The sequence below is a fragment of the Streptomyces griseoaurantiacus genome (genome assembly GCF_036189845.1).
Classification (GTDB): Bacteria; Actinomycetota; Actinomycetes; order Streptomycetales; family Streptomycetaceae; genus Streptomyces; species Streptomyces griseoaurantiacus.
The window spans coordinates 5179092-5204074 of the sequence record NZ_CP108326.1 but is presented as its reverse complement, the minus strand read 5'-3'; the positions used below and the strand labels follow the sequence as shown (position 1 = coordinate 5204074).

19 protein-coding genes and 1 pseudogene are annotated in these 24983 nt (G+C 72.9%); 11 read left to right on the top strand and 9 right to left on the bottom strand.

Annotation, left to right across the window (positions count from 1 at the left end; all coding sequences use genetic code 11):
- Window positions 1-320: 320 nt before the first annotated feature.
- The 4 genes from OHB09_RS23260 (at window position 321) to glgB (ending at window position 8589) form a co-directional block, all read left to right on the top strand.
- On the top strand, window positions 321-2534 hold the full coding sequence (locus OHB09_RS23260; RefSeq protein WP_328922485.1) for an alpha-1,4-glucan--maltose-1-phosphate maltosyltransferase: 2214 nt from the start codon (window positions 321-323) through the stop codon (window positions 2532-2534).
- On the top strand, window positions 2531-4231 hold the full coding sequence (gene treS, locus OHB09_RS23255; RefSeq protein WP_328922484.1) for a maltose alpha-D-glucosyltransferase: 1701 nt from the start codon (window positions 2531-2533) through the stop codon (window positions 4229-4231). The genes OHB09_RS23260 and treS overlap by 4 nt, the downstream gene beginning before the upstream one ends.
- A gap of 178 nt (window positions 4232-4409) precedes the next feature.
- Window positions 4410-5867, top strand: a complete 1458-nt coding sequence (locus tag OHB09_RS23250) for a maltokinase N-terminal cap-like domain-containing protein (RefSeq protein WP_167792638.1) — start codon at window positions 4410-4412, stop codon at window positions 5865-5867.
- A 70-nt stretch (window positions 5868-5937) separates the two neighbouring features.
- A complete protein-coding gene (gene glgB / locus OHB09_RS23245) occupies window positions 5938-8589 on the top strand; it encodes a 1,4-alpha-glucan branching enzyme (protein ID WP_328922483.1) in 2652 nt (883 codons plus the stop codon).
- A gap of 64 nt (window positions 8590-8653) precedes the next feature.
- On the opposite strand, the gene OHB09_RS23240 is transcribed toward glgB, so the two are convergent.
- Window positions 8654-9121: a hypothetical protein gene (locus OHB09_RS23240; protein WP_006142531.1), complete on the bottom strand. Its 468-nt coding sequence runs from the start codon at window positions 9119-9121 to the stop codon at window positions 8654-8656.
- Between the two features lie 211 nt (window positions 9122-9332).
- Window positions 9333-9512 (bottom strand): SDR family oxidoreductase, encoded by a 180-nt coding sequence (locus OHB09_RS33330; protein WP_407077343.1) that lies wholly within the window; start codon window positions 9510-9512, stop codon window positions 9333-9335.
- Window positions 9513-9611: 99 nt separating this feature from the next.
- Here OHB09_RS33330 and OHB09_RS23230 point away from each other — a divergent pair, with 99 nt between their 5' ends.
- The gene (locus tag OHB09_RS23230) at window positions 9612-10481 is read left to right on the top strand and encodes a helix-turn-helix transcriptional regulator (RefSeq protein ID WP_234527766.1); all 870 of its coding nucleotides are present in this window, start codon (window positions 9612-9614) and stop codon (window positions 10479-10481) included.
- A gap of 6 nt (window positions 10482-10487) precedes the next feature.
- Here OHB09_RS23230 and OHB09_RS23225 read toward each other — a convergent pair whose 3' ends face one another.
- The 6 genes from OHB09_RS23225 to OHB09_RS23200 form a co-directional block, all read right to left on the bottom strand.
- On the bottom strand, window positions 10488-11063 hold the full coding sequence (locus OHB09_RS23225; RefSeq protein WP_167792635.1) for an SMI1/KNR4 family protein: 576 nt from the start codon (window positions 11061-11063) through the stop codon (window positions 10488-10490).
- A gap of 83 nt (window positions 11064-11146) precedes the next feature.
- Entirely contained in the window at window positions 11147-11719 is a 573-nt protein-coding gene (locus tag OHB09_RS23220) for a hypothetical protein (RefSeq protein WP_328922482.1), read from the bottom strand.
- Between the two features lie 88 nt (window positions 11720-11807).
- Window positions 11808-14039, bottom strand: a complete 2232-nt coding sequence (locus OHB09_RS23215) for a HelD family protein (RefSeq protein WP_234527768.1) — start codon at window positions 14037-14039, stop codon at window positions 11808-11810.
- 212 nt (window positions 14040-14251) lie between these two features.
- On the bottom strand, window positions 14252-14590 hold the full coding sequence (gene trxA / locus OHB09_RS23210) for a thioredoxin (protein ID WP_040896340.1): 339 nt from the start codon (window positions 14588-14590) through the stop codon (window positions 14252-14254).
- Complete coding sequence (locus tag OHB09_RS23205; RefSeq protein ID WP_006142523.1) at window positions 14587-15015, bottom strand: MerR family transcriptional regulator; 429 nt, start codon at window positions 15013-15015, stop codon at window positions 14587-14589. Before OHB09_RS23205 ends, trxA begins: the two co-directional genes overlap by 4 nt.
- Window positions 15016-15281: 266 nt before the next feature.
- On the bottom strand, window positions 15282-16679 hold the full coding sequence (locus OHB09_RS23200; RefSeq protein WP_167792632.1) for a cation:dicarboxylate symporter family transporter: 1398 nt from the start codon (window positions 16677-16679) through the stop codon (window positions 15282-15284).
- A gap of 144 nt (window positions 16680-16823) precedes the next feature.
- Here OHB09_RS23200 and OHB09_RS23195 point away from each other — a divergent pair, with 144 nt between their 5' ends.
- Window positions 16824-18518 (top strand): sensor histidine kinase, encoded by a 1695-nt coding sequence (locus OHB09_RS23195; protein ID WP_328922481.1) that lies wholly within the window; start codon window positions 16824-16826, stop codon window positions 18516-18518.
- Entirely contained in the window at window positions 18515-19231 is a 717-nt protein-coding gene (locus OHB09_RS23190) for a response regulator (RefSeq protein WP_093591630.1), read from the top strand. The genes OHB09_RS23195 and OHB09_RS23190 overlap by 4 nt, the downstream gene beginning before the upstream one ends.
- On the opposite strand, the gene OHB09_RS23185 is transcribed toward OHB09_RS23190, so the two are convergent.
- Window positions 19213-19911 (bottom strand): ScbR family autoregulator-binding transcription factor, encoded by a 699-nt coding sequence (locus tag OHB09_RS23185; protein ID WP_191891310.1) that lies wholly within the window; start codon window positions 19909-19911, stop codon window positions 19213-19215. The two genes, OHB09_RS23190 and OHB09_RS23185, sit on opposite strands and share 19 nt — an antisense overlap.
- Window positions 19912-20469: 558 nt before the next feature.
- Between OHB09_RS23185 and OHB09_RS23180 the strand changes: the two genes are divergently transcribed.
- The 4 genes and pseudogenes from OHB09_RS23180 to OHB09_RS23165 all read left to right on the top strand — a co-directional run bounded on the left by OHB09_RS23180 (window position 20470) and on the right by OHB09_RS23165 (window position 24961).
- The gene (locus OHB09_RS23180) at window positions 20470-21255 is read left to right on the top strand and encodes an HAD family hydrolase (RefSeq protein ID WP_006142518.1); all 786 of its coding nucleotides are present in this window, start codon (window positions 20470-20472) and stop codon (window positions 21253-21255) included.
- 197 nt (window positions 21256-21452) lie between these two features.
- Window positions 21453-21953: pseudogene (locus OHB09_RS23175) on the top strand (hypothetical protein); the annotation flags it as partial.
- Window positions 21954-22034: 81 nt separating this feature from the next.
- Window positions 22035-23414 carry a hypothetical protein gene (locus tag OHB09_RS23170; protein ID WP_328923051.1) on the top strand — a complete coding sequence of 460 codons (1380 nt, stop codon included), beginning with the start codon at window positions 22035-22037 and terminating at the stop codon, window positions 23412-23414.
- Entirely contained in the window at window positions 23411-24961 is a 1551-nt protein-coding gene (locus OHB09_RS23165) for a VWA domain-containing protein (RefSeq protein WP_328922480.1), read from the top strand. The genes OHB09_RS23170 and OHB09_RS23165 overlap by 4 nt, the downstream gene beginning before the upstream one ends.
- Window positions 24962-24983: the final 22 nt, after the last annotated feature.

The window sequence follows — 24983 nt, the reverse complement described above, 5'->3', positions numbered from 1 at the left end:
ACGCCACCCCCGCGTGCCCGCACCGACTCCTCCGTCCCCCACTCCCCTCCCCTTTCGTCCCTCCGGCCCCTCCGGCCCCTCCTTCGTGCCGCCCTTCTCCGTACCGCTTCCGTCCGCTCCCGGCAAAAATTCGGCCGCTTCTCGAACATGGCCGACTCGACCGGGTTTGAACTCAGACATACGCGTGAGTAGTTAACAAAGTGCCGGATTGCTCACCCGAACAGAGTGGGCAGGCTCCTCCGGTACGTCCCGCAGGCCCCGCACCACACACCACCCCCCGCCAGCCGCCCACCCACGTTTCGCAGCGGACAGGAGCGGTCATGCCCGCCACGCACCACACGTCGGCAACCCCGACCACCGGCCCCGCCGGCGCCGCGAGCGCCGGACCACCGGGCCGGGACGCACGTCCACCGGCCGCCGGGCCGGGGGCCGCCCCCGCACGCACCGAACCGGCTCCGGCGGGGTCCGCCCGGGCCGCCGCCGCCACGACGTCCGCTCCGGACCCGGTTCCGACACCGGTTCCGGCTCCGGCCCGCGCCCCGGCCGTGGGGCGCATACCCGTGCTGGACGTGGCGCCGGTCGTCCTGCGCGGCCGCCGTCCGGCCAAGGCGGTGGTCGGGGAGGAGTTCGAGATCTCGGCCACCGTGTTCCGCGAGGGCCACGAGGCGGTGGCCGCCGATGTCGTGCTGACGGATCCGGAGGGCCGTCCGGGGCCCTGGACGCCGATGCGGGAGCTGGCCCCCGGCACCGACCGCTGGGGCGCCCGGGTGTCGCTCCCCACCGAGGGCCTCTGGACGTTCCGGGTGGACGCCTGGGGCGATCCCGTCACCACCTGGCGGCACCACGCCCGGATCAAGATTCCCGCAGGTCAGGACGTCGAGCTGGTGCTGGAGGAGGGCGCGCGGCTGTACGAGCGGGCCGCCGGGGGCGTACCGGAGGAGGACGGGCGGGCCCGTGAGGTGCTGCGCACCGCCGTGGACGCCCTGCGCGACACCGCCCGCCCCGTCACCTCCCGGCTCGCGGCGGCGCTCACCCCCGAGGTGGACCGGGTCCTGGCCCGCCGTCCGCTGCGGGACCCCGTCAGCGCCTCGGAGGAGCTGGAACTGCGGGTGGAGCGGGAGCGGGCGTTGTTCGGCTCGTGGTACGAGTTCTTCCCGCGCAGCGAGAGCGGGCAACTGGACCCGTCGGTGCACGGCACCTTCCGGACCGCCGCGGAACGACTTCCGGCCATCGCGGAGATGGGTTTCGACGTCGTCTACCTGCCGCCCATCCACCCCATCGGCACCACCTTCCGCAAGGGCCCCAACAACACCCTGTCGCCGGGCCCGGAGGACGTGGGCGTGCCCTGGGCCATCGGCTCCTCGGAGGGCGGGCACGACGCGATCCATCCGGCGCTGGGGACCCTGGAGGACTTCGACGCCTTCGTCGCCCGGGCCGGGGAGCTGGGTCTGGAGATCGCGCTCGATTTCGCCCTGCAGTGCTCGCCGGACCATCCGTGGGTGGAGAAGCATCCGGAGTGGTTCCACCACCGCAGCGACGGGTCGATCGCGTACGCGGAGAACCCGCCGAAGAAGTACCAGGACATCTATCCCCTCGCGTTCGACGCGGACATGGACGGGATCGTCGCCGAGACGGTGCGGGTGCTGCGGCACTGGATGGACCACGGGGTGCGGATCTTCCGGGTGGACAATCCGCACACCAAGCCGGTGGTGTTCTGGGAGCGGGTGATCGGGGAGATCAACGGCCGGGACCCGGACGTGCTCTTCCTGGCGGAGGCGTTCACGCGGCCGGCGATGATGCACACCCTGGGCGCGGTCGGTTTCCAGCAGTCGTACACCTATTTCACCTGGCGGACGACGAAGGAGGAGCTGACGGAGTACCTCACCGAGCTCTCCGGTGAGGCGGCCGCGTACATGCGGCCGAACTTCTTCGCCAACACCCCCGACATCCTGCACGCCTACCTCCAGCACGGCGGCCGCCCCGCCTTCGCCGTCCGCGCGATCCTCGCCGCGACCCTGTCCCCCACCTGGGGCATCTACAGCGGCTACGAACTGTGCGAGAACACCCCCCTGCGCCCCGGCAGCGAGGAATACCTCGACAGCGAGAAATACCAGCTGCGCCCCCGCGACTGGGCCGCCGCCGCACGCGAGGGCCGGACCCTCGCCGGGCTGATCACCGAACTGAACGCGATACGGCGGCGCAGCCCGGCCCTGAGGCAACTGCGCGACCTGCACTTCCACCACGCCGACAAGGAAGAGGTCCTCGTCTACTCGAAGCAGCGGGGATCGAACATTGTTCTGGTGGTCGTGAACCTGGACCCGTTCCACACCCAGGAGGCGACGGTGTCGTTGGACATGCCGCACCTCGGCCTCGACTGGCACGAGGTGGTGCCGGTGCGTGACGAGCTCACCGGTGACACCTATTCCTGGGGCAGGGCCAATTACGTGCGGCTGGAGCCGGGCGACAGGCCGGCACACGTGCTGACCGTCCTGCGACCGTCCTCACCGCAGATCGGAGGGTCACCCACACCATGATCGTCAACGAGCCCGTCCCGGACACCTTCGAGGACACCCCCGCCAAGGACCGGGACCCGGACTGGTTCAAACGAGCCGTCTTCTACGAGGTCCTGGTCCGCTCCTTCCAGGACAGCGACGGCGACGGCGTAGGGGATCTCAAGGGACTGACCGCCAAACTCGACTACCTGCAGTGGCTCGGTGTCGACTGCCTGTGGCTGCCGCCCTTCTTCAAGTCGCCGCTGCGGGACGGCGGCTACGACGTCTCCGACTACACGGCCGTGCTGCCGGAGTTCGGGGACCTGGCCGACTTCGTCGAGTTCGTCGACGCCGCCCACCAGCGGGGCATGCGGGTCATCATCGACTTCGTCATGAACCACACCAGTGACCAGCACCCGTGGTTCCAGGAGTCCCGCAAGGACCCCGACGGCCCCTACGGCGACTACTACGTCTGGGCCGACGACGACAAGCAGTACCAGGACGCGCGGATCATCTTCGTCGACACCGAGGCCTCCAACTGGACCTTCGATCCGGTCCGCAAGCAGTACTACTGGCATCGTTTCTTCTCCCACCAGCCGGACCTCAACTACGAGAACCCGGCCGTGCAGGAGGAGATGATCTCCGCGCTGCGGTTCTGGCTGGACCTGGGGATCGACGGCTTCCGGCTCGACGCGGTGCCGTACCTCTACCAGGAGGAGGGCACCAACTGCGAGAACCTCCCGGCCACGCACGAGTTCCTGAAGCGGGTGCGCAAGGAGATCGACACGCACTACCCGGACACCGTGGTGCTCGCGGAGGCGAACCAGTGGCCGGAGGACGTGGTCGACTACTTCGGGGACTACAGCACCGGCGGCGACGAGTGCCACATGGCCTTCCACTTCCCGGTCATGCCCCGCATCTTCATGGCCGTGCGGCGCGAATCGCGCTACCCCGTCTCGGAGATCCTGGCGAAGACCCCCGCGATTCCCGCCAACTGCCAGTGGGGCATCTTCCTGCGCAACCACGACGAGCTGACCCTGGAGATGGTCACCGACGAGGAACGCGACTACATGTGGGCCGAGTACGCCAAGGACCCCCGCATGCGCGCCAACATCGGCATCCGGCGCCGGCTCGCACCCCTGCTGGACAACGACCGCAACCAGATCGAGCTGTTCACCGCGCTGCTGCTGTCCCTTCCCGGCTCGCCGATCCTCTACTACGGCGACGAGATCGGCATGGGCGACAACATCTGGCTCGGCGACCGCGACGCCGTGCGCACCCCCATGCAGTGGACCCCCGACCGCAACGCGGGCTTCTCCTCCTGCGACCCCGGCCGGCTCTTCCTGCCCACGATCATGGACCCCGTCTACGGCTACCAGGTCACCAACGTCGAGGCCTCGATGTCCTCGCCCTCCTCGCTGCTGCACTGGACCCGGCGGATGATCGAGATCCGCAAGCAGAACCCCGCCTTCGGCCTCGGCTCCTACACCGAACTGTCCTCCTCCAACCCGGCCGTGCTGGCCTTCCTGCGGGAACACGGCGACGACCTCGTCCTGTGCGTCCACAACTTCTCCCGCTTCGCCCAGCCCACCGAACTGGACCTCCAGGCCTTCCAAGGACGCCACCCCGTCGAACTCATCGGCGGCGTGCGCTTCCCGGCCATCGGGCAACTTCCGTATTTGTTGACGCTCGCGGGGCACGGGTTCTATTGGTTCCGGCTCCGCAAGGAGGCCGGCTGATCCTCGGCCGGACCTCGTTCCCGGCCCGCGCTGCGGCCCGGGAGCCGTTCCCGGGGCCCCGCACGGGGTCCGGGGAGCCGGTACGCGCATGTGGCAGGCCCGGGCGGGGCGTTTCCCTCGTCCCGCCCGGGGCACGCAGTAGAGACACCCCGACCACCCCGGGGAAAGGACGCACGCCATGCCGGAAGCCGTCACCCGTGCCACCACCGTCACGACCAGTCCCGGCCTCCTCGCGTCCCTCGATCCGCTCCTGCGCGAGTGGCTGCCCCGGCAGCGCTGGTTCGCGGGCAAGGGCCGCCCCGTCACCGGGTTCTCCCTGGTCGCCGCGACCGAGCTGCTGCCCGCCGGCTCCCGCCTCGGGCTGCTCCACCTCATGGTCCGGGCCCACCAGCCGGACGCCCAGGGCTCCCCCACCCACCCCGGGGACTGCTACCAGCTCCTCATAGGCGTGCGCGAGGTGCTGCCGCCCCGGCTGGCACCCGCGCTGATCGGCCACGTGGAACAGGGCCCGCTCGCCGGGCGGACCGTCTTCGAGGCGCTGCACGACCCCCGCTGCGCGGACATGCTCCTGGAGGCGATACGCACCCGGGCCCGCATCGGCGCGCTCCGCTTCGAGCGGGACGGACGCCAGGAGATACGCGAGGAACTCGTGCCGCGGGTGGCGACCGCGGAGCAGTCGAACTCCTCGATCATCTATGGAGATACGTTCATCCTGAAGCTGCTCCGGCGCCTCGTGCCGGGAGTCAACCCCGATCTGGAACTGCCGCTCGCGCTGGCCCGCGAGGACTGCCCGCGGGTGCCGGCCCCGACCGGGTGGCTGCTGGCCGACCTCGCCGAGGGGGCGGACACCTCGGACCGGTCCGACTTCGCGGCCGGGGCGGACCCCGCCGAGGAGCCGTACGTCCTCGGCGTGCTCCAGCCCTTCGTGCGGGGCGCCTCCGACGGCTGGGAGCTGGCCCTGCGCGAGCTGGCCAAGAGCGAGGACTTCGCCGCCGAGGCGCGGGCGCTGGGCCGGGCCACCGCCGAGGTGCACACCGCGCTGGCCCGCGCGCTGCCCACCGTCACCCTGGGCCATCCGCAGGTGCGGCCGCTGGTCGAGGGCATGACCGAGCGGCTGGAGGCGACGGCGCAGGCGGTGCCCGCGCTGCGGCCGTACGTCCCCGCGCTGCGCTCGGCCTTCGACGCGCTGGCCGGCCTCGCCGCCGAGGGGCACACCTGGACCGCGCAGCGCGTGCACGGCGATCTGCATCTGGGGCAGTGCCTGCGCTCGGCCTCCGGGGAGTGGTCGCTGATCGACTTCGAGGGGGAGCCGTCCAAGCCGCTCACCGAGCGGCGGCTGCCGCAGCCGGTGGTCCGCGACATCGCCGGGATGCTGCGCTCCTTCGACTACGCCGCCCACTCCGTGCCGTCCGCCACCCCGCGCGCCGGCGACTGGGCGGACGCCTGCCGGGCGGCCTACTGCGCCGGGTACGGGGAGGTCGCGGGCGTGGACCCGCGCACCGAGCCGGTGCTGCTGCGGGCCTACGAGACGGACAAGGCGGTCTACGAGGTCCTGTACGAGGCCCGGCACCGGCCCGACTGGCTGGCCGTGCCGATGGCGGCGGTGCGCCGGCTGGCCGCCGACGCGTCCTCGTGACCGGTCGCTCCCGCACCGCCGTACCGCCCCCGCCCTTCCTGCCGACGTACCCGCCGAGGAGGCCCCACCCGTGACCCCCCGCTCTTCCTCCGACGACAGCAACCCCCGAAACGGCGCCACCGGAACCCCGGCCGGCGGCGGCAGGAAGGCTGCCGCCGCGAAGAAGGCGTCCGCCGCCCGCCAGGCCCCGGTGAGGAAGGAGACCGCGGTGGCGAAGAAGGCGAGCACGAAGAAGACGGCCACGAAGAAGGCCACGGCGAAGAAGGCCCCGGCCGAGAAGACCGTCGCCAAGAAGGCGGTGGCGAAGAAGGCCACCGCCGGGGCGGCCGCCGCCAAGGCGGCCACGGCGGGGGCGCCCGCCCTCAAGAAGGCGGGCGCGAAGCAGAACACGACGCCCGCCGGAAAGACCACGGCCAAAAAGGCCGCGGCCAAGAAGACACCGGCGAAGAGGACCGCGGCCGGGAAGACCCTCGCGGACAAGGTCACTGCCGGGAAGACCCCGCCGAAGGAGTCCCCTGCCGTCGGCGAGGTGGCCGTGTCCCCCGCCGTGCACGCCGAGGACCGGGCGCGGCTGCTCGAGGGCACGCATCACGCCCCGCACTCCGTGCTCGGGGCGCACCCCGTCACCGGCGGGGTGGTGTTCCGCGCGCTGCGCCCCTACGCGCGGTCCGTCACCGTGGTCACCGGTGACCTCCGCGCCGAGCTGCAGGACGACGGCGAGGGCTTCTTCTCCGGGCTGCTGCCGCTGCGCGAGGTGCCGGAGTACCGCCTGCTCGTCGCGTACGAGGGGGCCACGCACGAGACCGAGGACGCCTACCGCTTCCTGCCCACGCTCGGCGAGTTCGACCTGCACCTCATCGGCGAGGGCCGGCACGAGGAGCTGTGGCGGGTCCTGGGTGCCGAGCCCATGACGCACCAGGGTGTGCGGGGCACACGGTTCAGTGTCTGGGCGCCGAACGCGCGCGGGGTGCGCGTGGCCGGGACGTTCAACTTCTGGGACGCGACCGCCTTCCCGATGCGTTCGCTCGGCTCCTCCGGGGTGTGGGAGCTGTTCGTGCCGGGCGTCGGCGAGGGCGAGCTGTACAAGTTCGACATCACCCGGCCCGACGGGAGCCACACGCTGCGGGCCGACCCGATGGCCCGGCGCACGGAGGTGCCGCCGGCCACCTCGTCGATCGTCACGGCCTCGCACCACGAGTGGAACGACGCGGAGTGGGTGGCAGCGCGCGGCGAACGCCCGGCGCACGAGGCCCCGTTCTCGGTGTACGAGGTCCACCTGCCGTCCTGGCGCCCCGGCCTCACCTACCGGCAGCTGGCCGAGCAGCTCCCCGCCTACGTCGCCGACCTGGGCTTCACCCACGTCGAGCTGCTGCCCGTCGCGGAGCACCCCTTCGGCGGTTCCTGGGGCTACCAGGTCACCGGCTTCTACGCCCCCACCTCCCGCCTGGGCACTCCGGACGACTTCAAGTACTTGATCGACGCGCTGCACCGGGCCGGGATAGGCGTCCTCATGGACTGGGTGCCGGCCCACTTCCCGCGCGACGCGTGGGCGCTGGCCGAGTTCGACGGCCGCCCGCTGTACGAGCCGGCCGACCCGCTGCGGGCCGCCCACCCCGACTGGGGCACGCTGGAGTTCGACTACGGGCGCAACGAGGTGCGCAATTTCCTGGTCGCCAACGCCGTGTACTGGTGCGAGGAGTTCCACATCGACGGCCTGCGCGTGGACGCCGTCGCCTCCATGCTCTACCTCGACTACTCCCGCGAGCCGGGCCGGTGGACGCCGAACGAGCACGGCGGCCGGGAGAATCTGGACGCGGTGGCCTTCCTGCAGGAGATGAACGCCACCGTGTACCGGCGCTGCCCCGGCGTCGTCACCGTCGCCGAGGAGTCCACGGCCTGGGACGGCGTCACCCGGGCCACCGACCACCAGGGCCCGGGCGGCTTCGGCGGGCTCGGGTTCGGGCTGAAGTGGAACATGGGCTGGATGCACGACTCGCTCGACTACATGAGCCACGACCCGGTCCACCGCAAGTACCACCACAACGAGATGACGTTCTCGATGGTGTACGCGTACAGCGAGAACTACGTGCTGCCCATCTCCCACGACGAGGTCGTGCACGGCAAGGGTTCCCTGGTGAGCAAGATGCCGGGCGACTGGTGGCGTCAACGGGCCGACGAGCGGGCGTACCTGGGCTTCATGTGGGCCCACCCCGGCAAGCAACTCCTCTTCATGGGGCAGGAGTTCGCCCAGGGCGCCGAGTGGTCGGAGGCGCACGGCCCCGACTGGTGGCTGCTCGACCCGGCGTACGGCGCGGAGCCGGACCACCGCGGCGTGCGGGACCTGGTGCGCGACCTCAACACGGTCTATCGCGCCACCCCGGCGCTGTGGGAGCTCGACACCTCGCCCGAGGGCTTCTCGTGGGTGGTCGGCGACGCCGCGGAGGACAACGTCTTCGCGTTCCTGCGGTACGACGCGCAGGGGAGCCCGCTGCTGGTGGTCTCCCACTTCTCCCCGGTGGCCCGCGAGAACTACCGGCTGGGTGTCCCGGAGGAGATACCGGCCTGGCACGAGGCCCTCAACACGGACGCCGACCGGTACGGCGGCTCCGGTGCCCGGAACGCCGACCCGGTCAAGCCTGACCCCGTCCCCTGGCACGGCCGTCCCGCCAGCCTCACCCTGACGCTGCCGCCGCTGTCGACGGTGTGGCTGCGGCCGGCCTAGCCGCACCCGCGGCCTCCGTGTCCCGGCCCTCCCCCGCGGGGCCGGGACAGGCGCGTCGGCCGGGTCAGAAGACGAACGGTCCCGGGGTCTGCGCGGAGACGGCCGTGCAGTGGATGGTCAGGGAGCCGAAGGTGCTCGTGATCGACGTGAACCGGTAGGCCTCGCCCGGGGTGACGGTGCCCGTCAGCACGCCGGAGTCGAAGGGCTGGCCGAGCAGCGTCCAGGCGGGGTTGGCCTTCCCGGTCAGGGTGGCCGTCCGGCCGTGGGCGGCGGACAGCGTCGCCGTCGTGCTGATCGAGTCGGCCGGGATGGAGTGGTGGGCCCACACCACGGGCGTGGAGAACGTCACGGCCGGGGCGCCCCCGCGCTGCTCGGCGGTGACCGTGGCCCGGCCCGTGCCCCAGTCCCCGCAGTCCACCTGGACGGTCGCGGTGGTGGGAGCGGCGGCCGAGGCCGGGGGCGCCATGACCAGCGCGCTCACCGCCACGGCCGCCGTGCCCGCCACGCCGCTCACCAGAGTGCCGATCTTCATCCGACTGCCTTCCTGTGGAGGAGTTCCGGCCTGCCGTGCCGTGCTCGGTCCGCACCTCCGTGACGGCGCGAGCGGGTCCCGGAGGACCGGACGCGGCACCGGAATTTGCTTGACCTTTGAAGCATATGCACGGTTGAAGGCTCAACAGGGTCCGATTCGGGCCAACTTGATCACGGCTCCCGGTCCCTCGGTACGACAGGGGCGGAGCCGCTCAGTGGGCGGTGAGTCCGCCGTCGATCACCGGTTCCGAACCGGTGACGAAGGAGGAGCCGGCGCGGACGAGGAAGAGGATCACGGGGGCGACCACCTCCGGGCGGCCCGCACGGTGGGTGGTGGTGTGTGCGGCGGGGTCTCCCACCGCCGCCACCGCCACCGCCACCGCCACCGCCACCGCCGAGTCTGCGCAGGCCGTCCGCGCGCGGGCAGGGCACCCGCTGCCTGGGTGCGACACACCCGGGCACGGCCCCGGGCCGCCGCCTACGCTGCACCCATGGACGACAACCACCTGGGGGACTTCCTGCGCGGACGCCGCGCCGGGCTGCGGCCGGACGACGTGGGCATGGTGAGCCACGGCGCCCGCCGGGTCGCCGGACTGCGTCGCGAGGAGGTCGCCGTCCTGGCCGGGGTGAACGCCGACTACTACACCCGCCTGGAGCAGGGCCGCGAACGCCACCCCTCGCCCCAGGTGCTCGACGCCCTCAGTCGCGCGCTGCGCCTCGACGCGGACGCCCGGGCGCACCTGTACCGGCTGGCCGGGGCGGTCCCGGGGGACCTGCTGCCCGGCTCCACCGAACAGGTCAGCCCCTCGCTGCGGATGCTCCTGGACGGCCACTCGGGCGCCCCGGCGTTCGTGATCAACCGGACCCTTGACCTCCTCGCCGTCAACGCCCTGGCCGAGGCCCTCTTCGCCCCGTTCACCCCTGCGGACAACCTGGCCAGGATGACCTTCCTCGACCCCGCGGGACGGCAGTTCTACGCCGACTGGGACCGGACCGCCCGGGCGACCGTGGCGAACCTGCGCGAGGCGTACGGATTCGACCCGGACGCCCCGAGGCTGCGGGAACTCCTCGACAATCTCCTCGCGCACAGTCCGGACTTCACCGCCGTGTGGAACTCCCACACCGTGTCGGGGAAGACCCGGGGCGCCAAGCACCTCCTCCACCCGGAGGTCGGCGCGCTCACCCTCACCTACCAGGCCTTCGACGTGCGCGAGGCACCCGGGCAACAACTCCTCGTCTACCAGGCCGAGCCGGGCGGCCCCAGCGCCGAGTCCCTCGAACTCCTCGGCTCCCTCCACGCCACCCGCCGCCGGTCCGCCGCACGGCCCGCGCGCCGGGGCGGCGAGGGGGCGGCCGGCTGAGGCCCGTCACAAGGCGTCGTACCAGTCCTTCCCCTCGGCCCAGTGCCTGACCCACCCCGCGAAGCCCGACCCGGCCGTGGTGCCGCCGAACTCCGCGCCGAACGGGTCCGCGCCCTCCCCGGTGACGAGCCATATGTGCCCGCGGTGCGGGCCGGTGACGACGAGATGCCAGTTCATGCCGCACCCGTCCGTCCCGAGGACGACCGATCCGTGGTCGAAGACGCGGTCCATGAGCGCGTCGATCTCCTCCAGGTCGGTGTCGTCCTCCTCCCACGCCCGCCCCTCCCACATGAAGGGGGCGGTGAGGGGGAAGGGCAGGCCCGGCTCGCGGCGCGGCCGGTCGTCCCCCCAGTCGGCCGGGAGCTCCGCCGGGCCCAGCAGCCCGTAGGCGGGCGGGCCCGAGGGCGAGCCCCCGGCGATCTCCGCGAGGAAGGTCCGGTAGGGCTCCGGCAGGACCGTGCCGTGGGCCGCCTCGAAGGCGCGCACCGCCTCCCGGCCGAGCGGGGGACGGTGGTCGCCCGCGGCCGGGAAGGTCGCGCGCAGCAGCGCGAGGTCCTCGGGAGAGGCCTGTTCCGTGTTCATGCGGCCCTTGATATCAGCGGCCGGTGACAGTGCCCTCCGGCCCGGTCGAGGGGGGCCAAGCCACCCGCGGCCTCGGCCCCGGGTCACGGGGTTTCTTCCCGCAGGGCCGTACGGGCGGCCGCCAGGAAGGCGTCGGTCGTGGTCTCCCGGCTCCGCAGTGCCCGGGTGCGGGGCGAGGCGGTGGACGACGGGGCGGACCCGGCGGGGGACGAGGCGGGTCGGTGCGCCGTGTCGGGGGGCGTGCGCGCCGCCCCCGCGTGGGTGCGGAACTCCTCGCCCACGCCCCGCACCACCGCCCGCGCGCGCTCCGCGACCTCCTCGGGGCCCGCCAGCCGGACCCGGACGAGGGCCTCGTCCAGCGCCCTGCGCGCGGCGAAGCCCTCCTCCGCGGCCGCCGCCCGCGCGGACGGCGGGGCCTGCCACCACTCGTCCAGCAGACGGTAGGCCGCGTCCGCGCGGGCCAGGAACCGTTCGTACGTCTCGCGGCGCAGCTCGCGGCGGTCGAGCGCGCGCCGCTCGGCGCGTTCCTCGCGGGCCAGGGCGGCCTGGTGCCGCAGTTGCCTGTCGTTCGTCCGGGCCGAGACCCAGCCCGCCAGTCCGGCGGCCGTGAGCGTGGACAGGGAGGTGATCAGGGCAACCGCGACCGTGTCGTTCACGGGGCCATTGTGGCGCGCGACCCGGCGGGGCGCGGCGGGCTCCCGGCCGCCCGGGGCACAGGGGGCGGCCGGGAGTGAGCCCCGCCCGTCAGGTGGTGCTCAGCCCCGCCGGCAGGTCCCCGGTGTGCAGGATGCCCAGCCGCTGGGTCGCCCGGGTCAGGGCGACGTACAGGTCGCTCGTGCCGTAGTGGCCGGGCTCCACCACCAGGACCGCGTCGAACTCCAGGCCCTTGGCCTGGCGGGGGTCGAGGAGGACGACGGTGTGGGTGAGGTCCGGTTCCGCGCCCGCCGTGACGCCGGGCAGGCGGGCGGCCAGCGACCGGTGGAGGCCGCGCGGGGCGATGACCGCGAGCCGGCCCTCGGACGGGGTCAGTTCGGCGACCGCCTTCTCCACCGCGCCGGGCAGCTCGCCGGAGGCCACCCGGCGGATCCAGGGCCGCTCACCGGTCGAGCGGACCGACTCCGGCGGCTCGAAGGCCGGGTCCTGCGCCCGTACGACCGCCGCCGCGAGGTCCATGATCTCGGCGGGCGTGCGGTAGTTGACGCCGAGCCGGGTGTGCTCCCAGCGGTCTCCGACGTACGGCTCGAGGATGTCCGACCAGGACCCGACGCCTCCCTCCTCCGCCGTCTGCGCGGGGTCGCCGACCAGGGTCATCGCGCGCGTCGGGCTGCGCCGCATGAGCAATCGCCAGGCCATCGGCGAGAGTTCCTGCGCCTCGTCGACGACGATGTGGCCGAAGGCCCACGTCCGGTCCGCCGCCGCGCGCTCGGCGGCGCTGCGGTGGTCGTCCTCCTCCTGGCGCTCGGCGAAGCGTTCGGCGTCGATGATGTCGTGCGCGGAGAGCACCTCGGAACTCTCGGGGTCGCCCTCCTCCTTGTCCTCGAACTCGTAGGTCCGGGAGGCGTAGGACATGTCGAGCACGCCCTGCGCGTACGACACCTGCGCCGCGCGCTCGCGTTCCGCGCGGGCGCGCACCACCCTGTCGTCCTCGCCGAGCAGTTCGGCCGCCTCGTCGAGCAGCGGCACGTCGGCGGGGGTCCAGGCGCGGGTGACGGGCCGCCGGACCGCGTCGGCGTCCTCCGCGCTCAGGTGGTCCTCGGGCGCGGCGAGGAAGTCGGCGACCAGGCGCTGCGGGGTGAGCACCGGCCACAGCCGGTCGATGGCGGACCACACCTCGGGGTTGTCGGCCAGCTCGTCGCGGATCTGGGTGAGGTCGCTGGGGTCGAGGAGGTTGGTGCCGTCGAAGGGGTCGGTGCCGATGCGCTCGGCGACCATGTCGGTGAGCGTGTTGAGGATGTACCCCTCGAAGTGCTCGCGGGCCGCGTTGTGCGGCAGTTTCGCGGCCCGGGTGCGCTCGCGGGCGACCCGGACGAGGCCGTCGTCGAGCAGGAGCACCTCCCGGTCGTGCGCGATGGTCAGGACCGGGTCGGGCAGCGCCTGCCGGTCGGCGACGGCCCGGGCGAGGGCCTCGGCCATGGCGAGGCCGCCCTTGACGGCGGCGGCCCGCGGGCCGTCCACTGCCGTGGCCCGCACGCCGGGGAACAGCTCCCCCACGGTGGCCAGCAGCACCCCGGTCTCGCCGAGCGCGGGCAGCACCTCGCCGATGTAGCCGAGGAAGGCCGGGTTGGGGCCGACGATGAGGACGGCCCGGCGGGCGAGCAGTTCGCGGTGTTCGTAGAGCAGGTAGGCGGCCCGGTGCAGGGCGACGGCGGTCTTGCCGGTGCCGGGGCCGCCCTCCACGACGAGGACGCCGCGGTGCGGGGCGCGGATGATGCGGTCCTGGTCGGCCTGGATGGTCTGCACGATGTCGCTCATCCGGCCGGTGCGCGCGGAGTTGAGCGCGGAGAGCAGGACGGCGTCGCCGGTGGGGTCCTCGTGTCCGGTGCGTTCGGTGTCGGCGAGGTCGAGGATCTCGTCGTGCAGTTCGGTGACGCGGCGCCCGTCGGTGCCGATGTGCCGGCGGCGGCGCAGGCCCATCGGGGTGTGCCCGGTGGCCAGGTAGAAGGGGCGGGCGACGGGGGCCCGCCAGTCGACGAGGACGGGGGTGCGCTCGGCGTCGTCGGCGCGCAGCCCGAGCCGGCCGATGTGGTGGGCGGTGCCCGAGGAGGTGTCGATGCGGCCGAAGCAGAGCGAGCCGTCGACGGCGTTCAGCGCGGCCAGCAGCCCGGAGCGCTCGGCGACGGTGATGTCCCGCTCCAGCCGGGCCTGCATGGGGGTGCTGCCCTGGGCGAGCGCGTCCTCGACGGCGGTCTCGGTGGCGCCCCGCAGCCGGTCCACACGCACGTACAGGTCGTCGATGAACTCCTGCTCGCGCCGCAATTCCTGATCGGCGTCATTCTCGTGCGATCCCGTTCGTGCTTCTGTGTGCGATCCCGTGTTTGACAATTCCGCTCCCGGCCGGATATACTGAGGTCATCGATCAATTCTGCGACCCCATTTGGCGAAGTCGCGAATCGTTCAATATACGCGAAGAAATCCCCCGAGCGCAATTGCTCGGGGGATTTCTTGTTCCCGTCCGGGGTGCGGGCCGTTCAGAGCACGTCCGCGTCCTCGAGTTCCGCACGCAGCCGGCGGCCCGGACGCGCGCCCACCATGGACCGCACCGGCTCCCCCTCGCGGAAGACGAGGAAGGTCGGCATGGACAGCACCCGGTAGGCGCGGGCGGTCTCGGGGTTGGTGTCCACATCGAGCTTCACCACCTTCAGGCGGTGCCCCTCCTCGTCCGCGAGGGCGCCGAGGACCGGTCCCATCTGACGGCAGGGCGCGCACCAGTCGGCGGTGAACTCCACCAGCACCGGCAAGTCCGCCCCGAGGACCTGCTCCTCGAAGTCCGCGTCCGTCACCTCGGTGACACCCGCTGTTCTGTTCACGACGTCCGTCCTCCCAGTTCGCACACCGGTTCCGGACCGCCCGGAACCTCCGCCTCGGCCGACAGCTCCTCGCGGGCCCGCTCCGCCCGCTCCAGCTGCCCGGCGACCTTCCGCCGTACCGCGCCGAGTTCGTCGACGAGCCGGTCGAGCTCGGCGAGCTTGCGGCGGTAGACGGCGAGCGAGGCGGGGCAGGCGTCGCCGGACGGATGGCCGGCGCGCAGGCACTCCACGAAGGGGCGGGTCTCCTCCAGGTCGAACCCGAAGTCCTGGAGGGTCCTGATCTGCCTCAGGAGGACGAGGTCCGCCTCGTCGTAGGTGCGGTACCCGTTGTCGCCGCGTCGTGCGGGAAGCAGTCCGCGGGACTCGTAGTAGCGCAGCGTGCGTGTGGTCGTGCCGGTCCGCGCCGCCAGTTCGCCGATTCGCATACGAGGACGCTAAGCCTTGACGCCGACGTCAAGGCAAGAAAATTCCCGAGGGCTGTCCGGCAGCCCTTCGGACTTCACCGAAGTCGCGGGCGCGGTACGGCCCCGCGCCCTCGGGGGGCACGGGGCCGTATCGCCGCTCCGTCAGGTGAGCGTGTTCGCGGGGCTCGGAGGCCTCGGGGGCCTCGGGGGCCTCGGGGGCCTCGGGGCAGTTCTCGCGGTGGTGTCCTCACCGTGGCGAGGGCGCCGTGGCGATCGGGCCGTGACCGTCACGCCTTGGCGAGCTGCTTGCCACCGTCCTCCCGCGCCTCCGGCGCCTCCGGCGCGTTCTCGGCGGGCGCCTCCTCGCCGTTGTCCAGCAGCATCCGCTCGTCGAAGGGCAGGTCTCCGGCCAGTACCCGGGTCACCCGCTCCTTGTCGACCTCGCCCGTCCAGGTGCCGATCAGCAGCGTGGCCACCGCGTTGCCCGCGAAGTTCGTCAGCGCCCGCGCCTCGCTCATGAAGCGGTCGATGCCGACGATCAGCCCGACGCCGTCGACCAGCGCCGGCTTGTGGGACTGCAGGGCGCCCGCCAGCGTGGCCAGGCCCGCCCCGGTGACGCCCGCCGCGCCCTTGGAGGCGACCATCATGAACAGCAGGAGGGTGATCTGCTGCCCGAGGGCCAGCGGCTGGTCCATCGCGTCGGCGATGAACAGCGAGGCCATCGTCAGGTAGATCATCGTGCCGTCGAGGTTGAAGGAGTAGCCGGTCGGCACGGTGATGCCGACGACCGGCCGGCTCACGCCCAGGTGCTCCATCTTCGCGATGAGCCGGGGCAGCGCGGACTCCGAGGAGGAGGTCGAGAGGATCAGCAGGAACTCCCGGCCCAGGTACTTCAGGAGCCGGAAGATGTTCACGCCGGCGACCAGGCGCACCATCGCGCCGAGGACGACGAACACGAACAGCACACAGGTGGCGTAGAAGCCGAACATGATCGTCGCGAGGGCCTTCAGCGCGTCCACGCCGGTCTCCCCGACGACGGCCGCCATCGCGCCGAACGCGCCGATGGGCGCGGCCCACATGATCATCGACAGGACGCGGAAGACCAGCCGCTGGATGTGTTCGATGCCGCGCAGGACCGGCCGGCCGGAATCGCCGAGGGCCTGCAGCGCGAAGCCGACCAGCAGCGCCACCAGCAGCGTCTGGAGCACCTGGCCCTCGGTGAACGCGGACACCAGGCTGGTCGGGATGATGCCGAGGACGAAGTCCACGGGACCCTCGGCCGCGGCCGCCGCCTGCTCGTGGCCGACGCCCTTGACCGCCTCGGTCAGGTGCATGCCGCTGCCCGGGTGGACGAGGTTGCCGACCACGAGGCCGATCGCGAGCGCGACGAAGGACATCACGATGAAGTAGCCGAGCGCCAGCCCGCCGACCTTGCCGACCTTGGCCGCCTTCCGGACGGAGCCCACGCCCAGCACGATCGTGCAGAAGATGATCGGCGAGATCATCATCTTGATCAGGTTGACGAAGCCGGTCCCGATCGGCTTCAGCTCCTTGGCGAAGTCCGGTGCGAGAAACCCGACGGCGACGCCGAGCACCACCGCGGCGATCACCGCGAGATACAGGTAGTGGGTGCGGTCCCGCTTGCGGGCGGGTGCGGCATGTGCCGTGGCGGGGGTGCTGGACACTGCTGCCCTCCTTTGACGACGTCGTCGGCATCACCGGCGTGCGGCTCACGTCCGGGGGATGCGGCGACTATCTCCCGCCCCTGTGAGGGCGGTCACGCTTCCGTTCATTTAGTTCACGCTTACGGCGAGAGGCACACTGGCGGCATGCGCCTCCCCGCCCCCCTGACCGGCGTGCTCGCCCGGCTGCCCAGACCCCGCAGCCTGGCGGGACAGCTCTTCGCCATGCAGGCGGTGCTCCTCGCGGTGCTGGTCCTCGGCTACGCGGTCTTCACCTACCTCAGCGACCGCGACCAGGCCAAGGAGGCGGCGACCCGGCAGGCGCTGGCCGTGACCCGCTCGGTGGCGGACTCCCCCTCCGTCCGGGCGGCGATCCGCACCCCGGACCCCTCCGCGCGCCTCCAGCCCTACGCGAACCGCGTCCAGCGGCACACCGGCGTGGACTTCGTGACGATCATGAATCCCCGGGCCATCCGCTGGACCCACCCGACCCCGGACCTGATCGGGAAGAAGTTCGTGGGCAACACCGCCCCGGCACTCGCGGGACACACCTTCACGGAGACGTACGAGGGCACGCTCGGGCTGTCCGTGCGGGCCGTCACCCCGATCCGGGACCACGGCGAGATCGTCGGCCTGGTCAGCGCGGGCATCCGCGTGGAGGCGATCTCCGCGCGCATCCACGACCAGGTCACCACGCTCGCCGGAGTGGCCGGCGGGGCCCTGGCGCTGGGCGCCGTCGGCACGTACGTGATCAACGCGCGGTTGCGGCGCTCCACCCACGGGATGAACGCCACCGAACTGAGCCGGATGCACGACTACCACCAGGCGGCGCTGCACGCGGTGCGCGAGGGGCTGCTGATGCTGGACGGGCAGTACCGGGTGGCGCTCATCAACGACGGCGGACGGGAGCTGCTCGGGGCGGGCGGCGAGGTCCTCGGACGGTCGGTGGCCGATCTGGGGCTGCCCGCGCCGCTCACCGGCGCGCTGCTGTCCACACGGCCGCGGGTGGACGAGATCCACCTCACGGCCGACCGGGTCCTCGCGGTCAACACCTCCCCCGTCTCCGGCGGGGAGCGTCGGGGCACCGTCGTCACCCTGCGGGACGTCACCGAGCTGCAGTCGCTGATGGGCGAGCTGGACTCCGAGCGCGGCTTCACGCTGGCGCTGCGCTCCCAGGCGCACGAGGCGGCCAACCGGCTGCACACGGTGGTCTCGCTCATCGAGCTGGGGCGTGCGGAGGAGGCCGTCGAGTTCGCGACCGCCGAACTGGAGCTGGCCCAGACGCTCACCGACCAGGTCGTCGCCGCCGTCAGCGAGCCGGTGCTGGCCGCGCTGCTGCTCGGCAAGGCGGCACTGGCCAACGAGCGGGGCGTGGAACTCGTGGTCAGCGAGGACAGCGGCATCGACGACGGACTGCTCCCGCCGTCCCTGCCCGCCCGCGACCTGGTCACGATCCTGGGGAACCTGATCGACAACGCGGTCGACGCGGCACAGGGCTCGGTGGGCGCGCGGGTGACCGTGACCGCGACCACCGACGAATCCGACCACACCGACCACACCGACGGGCCGGAGCTGCTGCTGCGGGTCCAGGACACCGGGGAGGGGGTGGACCCCGCGCACGCGGAGGCGGTGTTCCGGCGCGGCTGGTCCACCAAGCCGGCCGGGCCCGGCGGGCGCGGCCTGGGGCTCGCCCTGGTGCGGCAGACCGTGCAGCGGCACGGGGGCCGGCTGTCGGTGGCCCGGGCGGACGGGGGCGGGGCCGAGTTCGAGGTGCGGCTGCCCCTGCCCGCGGCCCGTGCGAAGGCCGGGCGGGCGGTCGTCGTCGGGGGTGAGGACGCGTGACGGGGGCGGACGCCGGGGAGACGGGCGGGGCGGGCGGCTCCGGGCCGATCCGTGTGCTGATCGTGGAGGACGATCCCGTCGCCGCCGACGCGCACGTCATGTACGTCGGCCGGGTGCCCGGCTTCACCGCGGTCGGGAAGGCGCACAGCGGCGCGGAGGCGCGGCGCGCGCTGGACCGCATGCCCGTCGATCTCCTCCTGCTCGACCTGCACCTGCCCGACGTGCACGGACTGCAGCTCGCCCGCTCCCTGCGCGCGGCGGGGCACCACGCCGACGTCATCGCGGTGACCTCCGCGCGGGACCTCGCCGTGGTCCGGGAGGGGGTCTCGCTGGGCGTCGTGCAGTACGTGCTGAAACCGTTCACCTTCGCGACCCTGCGGGACCGGCTGGTGCGGTACGCGGAGTTCCACGCGTCCGTGGGGGAGGCAAGCGGCCAGGACGAGGTGGACCGCGCCCTCGCCGCGCTGCGCGCGCCGGGTCCCGCGGCGCTGCCGAAGGGGCTGAGCGGACCGACGCTGGAACGCGTCACCAGGGCGCTGCGCGACACCGCGCCCGAGGGGCTGACCGCGACGGGGCTCGCGGAGGCGGTGGGGATCTCGCGGATCACGGCGCGGCGGTACCTGGAGCACCTGGTCACCGGCGGGCGCGCCACGCGGAGCCCGCTGTACGGGCAGGTGGGGCGCCCGGAGCTGATCTACCGCTGGACGTCGTAGGGGGCACCGCGGCGGCCGGACTGCTGGGGCAGGGTGGGTTCGGGTGCGGGCGGCTCGGGTGCGGGCGGTGGTTCGGGCGGTTCTCCCGCGGCGGGTCGCGGGTGCCCCCGCAGGGAGGGCAGGGTCAGTTCCCACCAGTCGGCCAGGCGTCCGGCGAGGGCGTCAGGGCCTTCGAGCGCCTCCGTGAGGGTGCAGAAGCCGAAGAAGGTGCGCACCAGGGTGCGCGCGGTGGGCGCGGGGCGCAGATGGGGAGCCAGGTGCCCCCGGTTCCTGGCCTGGGCCAGCAGGCGTGTCGTCGCGGTCGTCCAGAGGCCGAAGGGGTCGGGGAGGCGGACGTTGATGGTGCCGCGCTCGGCCCACAGACGAGCGCCCGCCCGGGTGAGGGGGTCCTCGGCGAGGGCGTGGGCGATCTCGTGGCTCAGTGTCACCAGGCGGTGCAGCGGGGGCACGCTGTGGTTCTCGTAGTGCGCCCGGAGGCTCGGCCAGGTGGCGAAGCCGTCACGGACGACGGCGAGGGCGATGCCCTCCTTGCTCGCGTAATGGAAGTAGACGGACCCGCTGGTCCGTCCGGACCGCACACTTATGTCGTTGACGCTGGTTCCCGCGTAGCCCTGCTGCGCGAAGAGGCAGGCGGCCGCCTCCAGGAGTGATCTGCGGGTTGCTCTGGCCCGTTCCTGCACGCTGCGACGCACCTTCGCTCGACATGGATCGACATCAATCGACATGGAAATGAACCACGCAGAATGTAGTGCGCCCGCGTACGCCTGGCGCAATCAGGAATCGCCCGCGCGCGGTTATTGCGTATCTCTTTCGAATACGAACACCTGGGAGTGGTAACTGGCCTTCCGCTGGCCATTCCTGGCTCTTCGGCCGAAGCCTTCCGCCATGCGCCCGCAGGCGATTCATGCCCCGTGGATATGCCCCAACTCTCCCGTCCGAGGGGGCACATGAGGGTGCTCCGCCGCGATGCGGCGGGCCGTGACGCCGTGGCCGCTTACTCGCCGGGAACCCCCGCCGCAAGCACTCGAAGCGGTGATTGCCCATGAATTCCCGCAGAAATAACGTAGTCGTCGCAATGTTTTCGCTTCGCGGCCTATGCCCCGGAATGCGAACCGCCCCGGTCGACGACATCGACGCGGGCGCGGACTCCCCTCACGGCCCGTCATCCGGGGCCGCCCCACCCCACCCCGCGGTTCCCGGACGCGCGTGACCGCCGGCAGACCTCCAGGAGGCCCTCCTTGACACCGATGTCAGACTCCCTGCCCGACTGGTCGCCCCAGGCCGTCGTCTTCGACTGCGACGGCACCCTCATGGACACCGAGCGCCATTGGCAGGACGCCCGCAACCGCGCCTTCCGCGAGTTCGGACTCCTGCCTCCCCCGGGGTTCGCCGAGCGGGCCAAGGGCGTGCACTACCTCGACTGCGGGCGGCTGATGGCCGCCGAGACCAACAAGCCGGACCTGGCGGCCGACCTGACCGCCGCGCTGCTCACCCACTTCCTGTCCCTGGTCGCGGAGGATCCGCTGACCATGCCCGGCGCCGGAGAGCTGGTCAGGCTCCTCTCCGGCCGGCTGCCGCTGGCGGTGGCGAGCAACTGCCCGCTGGAAGTGGTCGAGGAGAGCCTCGACCGTGCCGGTCTGCGGCGGCACTTCCGCCACGTCGTCGTCCCCACCGTGATGCCGGGGGAACCCCTCACGGCGGAGCAGCCGGGCAACGGCGTGCCCCGGCAGGTGGTACGGCCCAAACCGTGCCCCGACGTGTACGCCGAGGCCGCGCGACTGTGCGGCGTGCCCCCTGAGGCGGCGCTGGCCGTCGAGGACTCCCTCACCGGGGTCGAGTCCGCCCGGCGTGCGGGCCTGCGCGTGCTCGGCGTGGGCCGGGTGCCGCACGACGGGGACACCGGGCATGCCGATGCCTGGACCCCGGCGCTGAACTCCCCGGAGGTACTGACCTGGGTGCGGGAACGGCTGCCGGCGGCACGCCCGGCCACCGGACGGGCGCGCGACGGCAACGGGCCCGCCTGAGCCCTCCGTGGGGCGTCGTGTGCGGGGCGGCACCGCCGCCCCGCACACCCCCGCGCCGCTCGCGAGTCCGTTGTCAGTACCCCCCACTACGTTGATCCCCATACCGCGGTTCTGCCGCGAGGGGGGTCCACCCGCCATGCCCGGACGTGCCCTCCCCTGCCGCAGCGACCCCACGCTCACACAAGGGAGATGACGCGTTGTCGGAGTGGGAAACGGCAAGCACGGTGCGGGTGACCCCGCCCGCCCGGCCACGCAAACTCGCCAGTGTCCCGTTCGTCGAGCTGGCCGACGGCCGCCTGCAGGGCGTCGTCTCCAGCGGCTCGTCGGTCGAGCGGGTCTACGTCTCGTCGGTCGCCGCCGGCACGTACGCCTACGTCTGCCGGACCAACAACAACCGCCCCTGCGGCGGCGCCCGCGGCGGCTTCTGCAACCACATCAGGGATCTCGTCGAGCAGGCCTCGCTGCAGTACGGCGTCGAACGCGTCGCTCGCTACCTCCGCCTCGATCCCGCCGAGTGCGGCGAGGAGCCGGACGCGGCCGGCCTCACGCGGGTCATGGGCCTGAGCCGGCCCGAGCCGGACGACAGCAAGGCCTCCGCCGCGGTCTTCAGCCGCTTCCTTCGCCACCTGTCCTACCTCGAGTTCGCCCCCACCACGGCCCCGTCCCCGGAGATGCACTGGTTCCCGGCGACCGCCGCGACGGAACCCAGCGCTCCCCCGGCGGGCGACGACGCCGAGGAAGCGGCTCCGGATTCCGGTTCCGTCCCCCTCGGAGACGCCGTGCCCGGGCTTGCGGAGGCCCTGGACGCGGTCGGCGCCCTGGACCGCGTCCTCACGGGCGGCCTGCTGCGTCCGGGCCCGGCCCAGGGCGCCGACCTGCGGGCCTTCGCCGCGGCCCTGGAGGGTTCGCCCCTCGCCGCCCGGGCCTCGGAGGCGGCGGAGAAGGCGGCGGCGGGCACCGCGGGCGAGGACCACCTCCTCGCGCTCGCCGCCGCCCGAACCGCCCTGCTCGGCTCCGTCCATGACGCGCTGAGGGCCGTGAGCCAGGAGTTGACCGGCCGCGCCCCCGACGCGGACGCCGACACCGAGGCGGACCCGGAGACCGGCGCCGAGCAGCCGGCCAACCTGCTTCTCGCCGCCCGGTCCTGGCTCTGCGACCTGGCCCGCACGGGCTGGCGCAACCTCGACCACGACGTGGTCGCCGGCGCCGCCCCCGTGGTCTCCGCGATGCTCCCCGAGCCCTCGCTGCGCCGACTGGCGACGCTGCTCGACGGGCTGGCCACCGAGCTGGCCGCGTCCTGCCCGGGCGCCGCCCTGGAGCGCGTGCCGGAGCGCCGCTGGGGCGACCTGTGGTCACGGGCGATGCTGCTGACCGTGCCGGGAGCCGCGGGCGGCGCCCCGGCCGGCACCGTCACCGGACGCCTGCTGCCGCTCGGGATCGATCTGCACGAGCACGCGACGGCCGCGCAGGCCCAGGTGCACGCCGTCCTGGAGCCCGCCGACGGCTCGGCGCCACGCCTGGTGCGGGCCGGGGTCTCGGTGCCGAAGCCCGACACCGTGGTGGGAGCCGGCGTCTGGCAGTTGCTGCGCCCGCACCTCTCGCTGCTGGGGGCGGTCGGCGAGGGCCACGCGGTGGAGGTCACCGGCATGCCGGTCACCGGCGAGGGCGACCTGGTGTGGAGCGAGGAGCACGCCCGCCGCGGGGAGCCCGCCGAGGCCTTCGCCACCGCCCGCGTCGTCCTGCCCACCGCGAGCGCCGCGCCGACCGCGCCGCTGGACCGCCATCCCGCCCGCCTCGCGGAACCGGTCTTCCTGGAGGGCTACGCGATCGAGCAGGACGCGGACAGCGGGGCGGTCACGTTCACGGTCGCCGGTCACCGTCTCCTCGTGGACACCGACCGGGTGCCGGCCGCCGGACCGCTCACCCCGAAGGCGGTGGCCTCCTCGCACGCGTGCATAGGGCTGCTGCGCTGGGACGCCGGACGGTTCCGGCTCCAGCCGCTCGCCGTGGAGACGACCGTACGGAAGAAGCCCGTCGCCGTGCACGCCGGGGCGTGGGCGGGGGGCACCACCGACAAGGCCGGGATCAAGGCGGAGAAGGCGGCGACGACCGCCGTCACCGTCCTGCGTGAGCGCGCCGGAAAGCTGCTGCGGAAATGACCGAACCGAACCGGCCGACCGGGACCACGACCGCCCGGACGAACGCCGAAAACACCCAAACCCCCGAGAGCCCCGAGAACCCCGAGAACCCCGCAACCGCCGGGGACACCGCGAGCGCCGCGGGCGCCCCGGCTCCCGCGGCAACGGCCGTGGCGCACCCCGAGGACAACCGCCGCCAGGTGCTCTACTGGCGGCTGCTCGCCCGGCTGTTCGACCCGGAGGAGCAGCCGGCGCTGGAGTCGTCGAGCCTCGCCGTCGTCAAGGACATCGGCCTGCCGCCCGCGCTCCTCGACCCGAAGTCCTCCGTCGACTCGATCGTGCAGCGCCACCCCGAACTCGCCGAGGAGTTCGACCGGCTGATGGTGCCCGAACCCGACAACGACGACACCGCCACCGCCGCCGCCGGGAAGGGGCGCGACCGGGCCGCCGAGGTGCGGCGCGCGGCCCTGGTGTCGAAGGTGCTGCTCAACGTCTTCTCCGCCGGCTCGGGGGCGGTCACCGCGGAGCAGTTGGCGCGCTGGCAGTCCGACGCGGGCTGGCTGGAGCGCGCGCTGGGCTGCCGGCCGGGCGGGCTGCGCGGCGGCGGACGCCCCGGCGGAGTGAGCCCGACCGGGACCGGTATGGGCGGTCCCACACCCGACCTGAGCACCCTCGTCCCGGCCATCGGCCCGGAACTCGGCGCCATCGAGGCGGACCTGGTCAAGCGGATGCGGCTGCGCGAGGTCCTCGCCGACCCGGCGCTCGCCGCGCGGCTGACCCCGAGCATGTCGCTGATCGAGCAGTTGCTGCGGGACAAGAACAACCTGTCCGGACTCGCCCTGGCCAACGCCAAGTCGCTGATCCGCCGTTTCGTCGACGAGGTCGCCGAGGTGCTGCGCACCCAGGTGGAGAAGACCACGGTCGGCGCTCTGGACCGGTCGGTCCCGCCGAAGCGGGTCTACCGCAACCTGGACCTGGACCGCACCATCTGGAAGAACCTGACCAACTGGGACCCGGAGGAGGAGCGGCTCTACGTCGACCGCCTCTACTACCGGCACACCGCCCGCAAGACGACGCCGCAGCGGCTGATCGTGGTGGTGGACCAGTCGGGTTCGATGGTCGACTCGATGGTGAACTGCACCATCCTGGCGTCGATCTTCGCCGGGCTGCCCAAGGTCGACGTCCACCTGATCGCGTACGACACACAGGCCCTCGACCTCACGCCCTGGGTGCACGACCCCTTCGAGACCCTGCTGCGCACCAACCTCGGCGGCGGCACGGACGGCACGGTCGCGATGGCGCTGGCCCAGCCGAAGATCGCCGAGCCGCGCAACACCGTCGTGGTCTGGATATCCGACTTCTACGAGTGGCAGACCGAGCCGCTGTTCGAGTCGATGGCCGCGATCCACCGGTCCGGGGCCAAGTTCATCCCGGTCGGCTCGGTGACCAGTTCGGGGCGCGGCAGCGTCAACCCCTGGTTCCGGGAACGGTTCAAGGACCTCGGCGCGCCGGTGCTCTCCGGTCACATCCGCAAGCTCGTCCACGAGCTGAAGACGTTCCTGACCTGAGCGGGAGGGCGCCGGTCCGCAC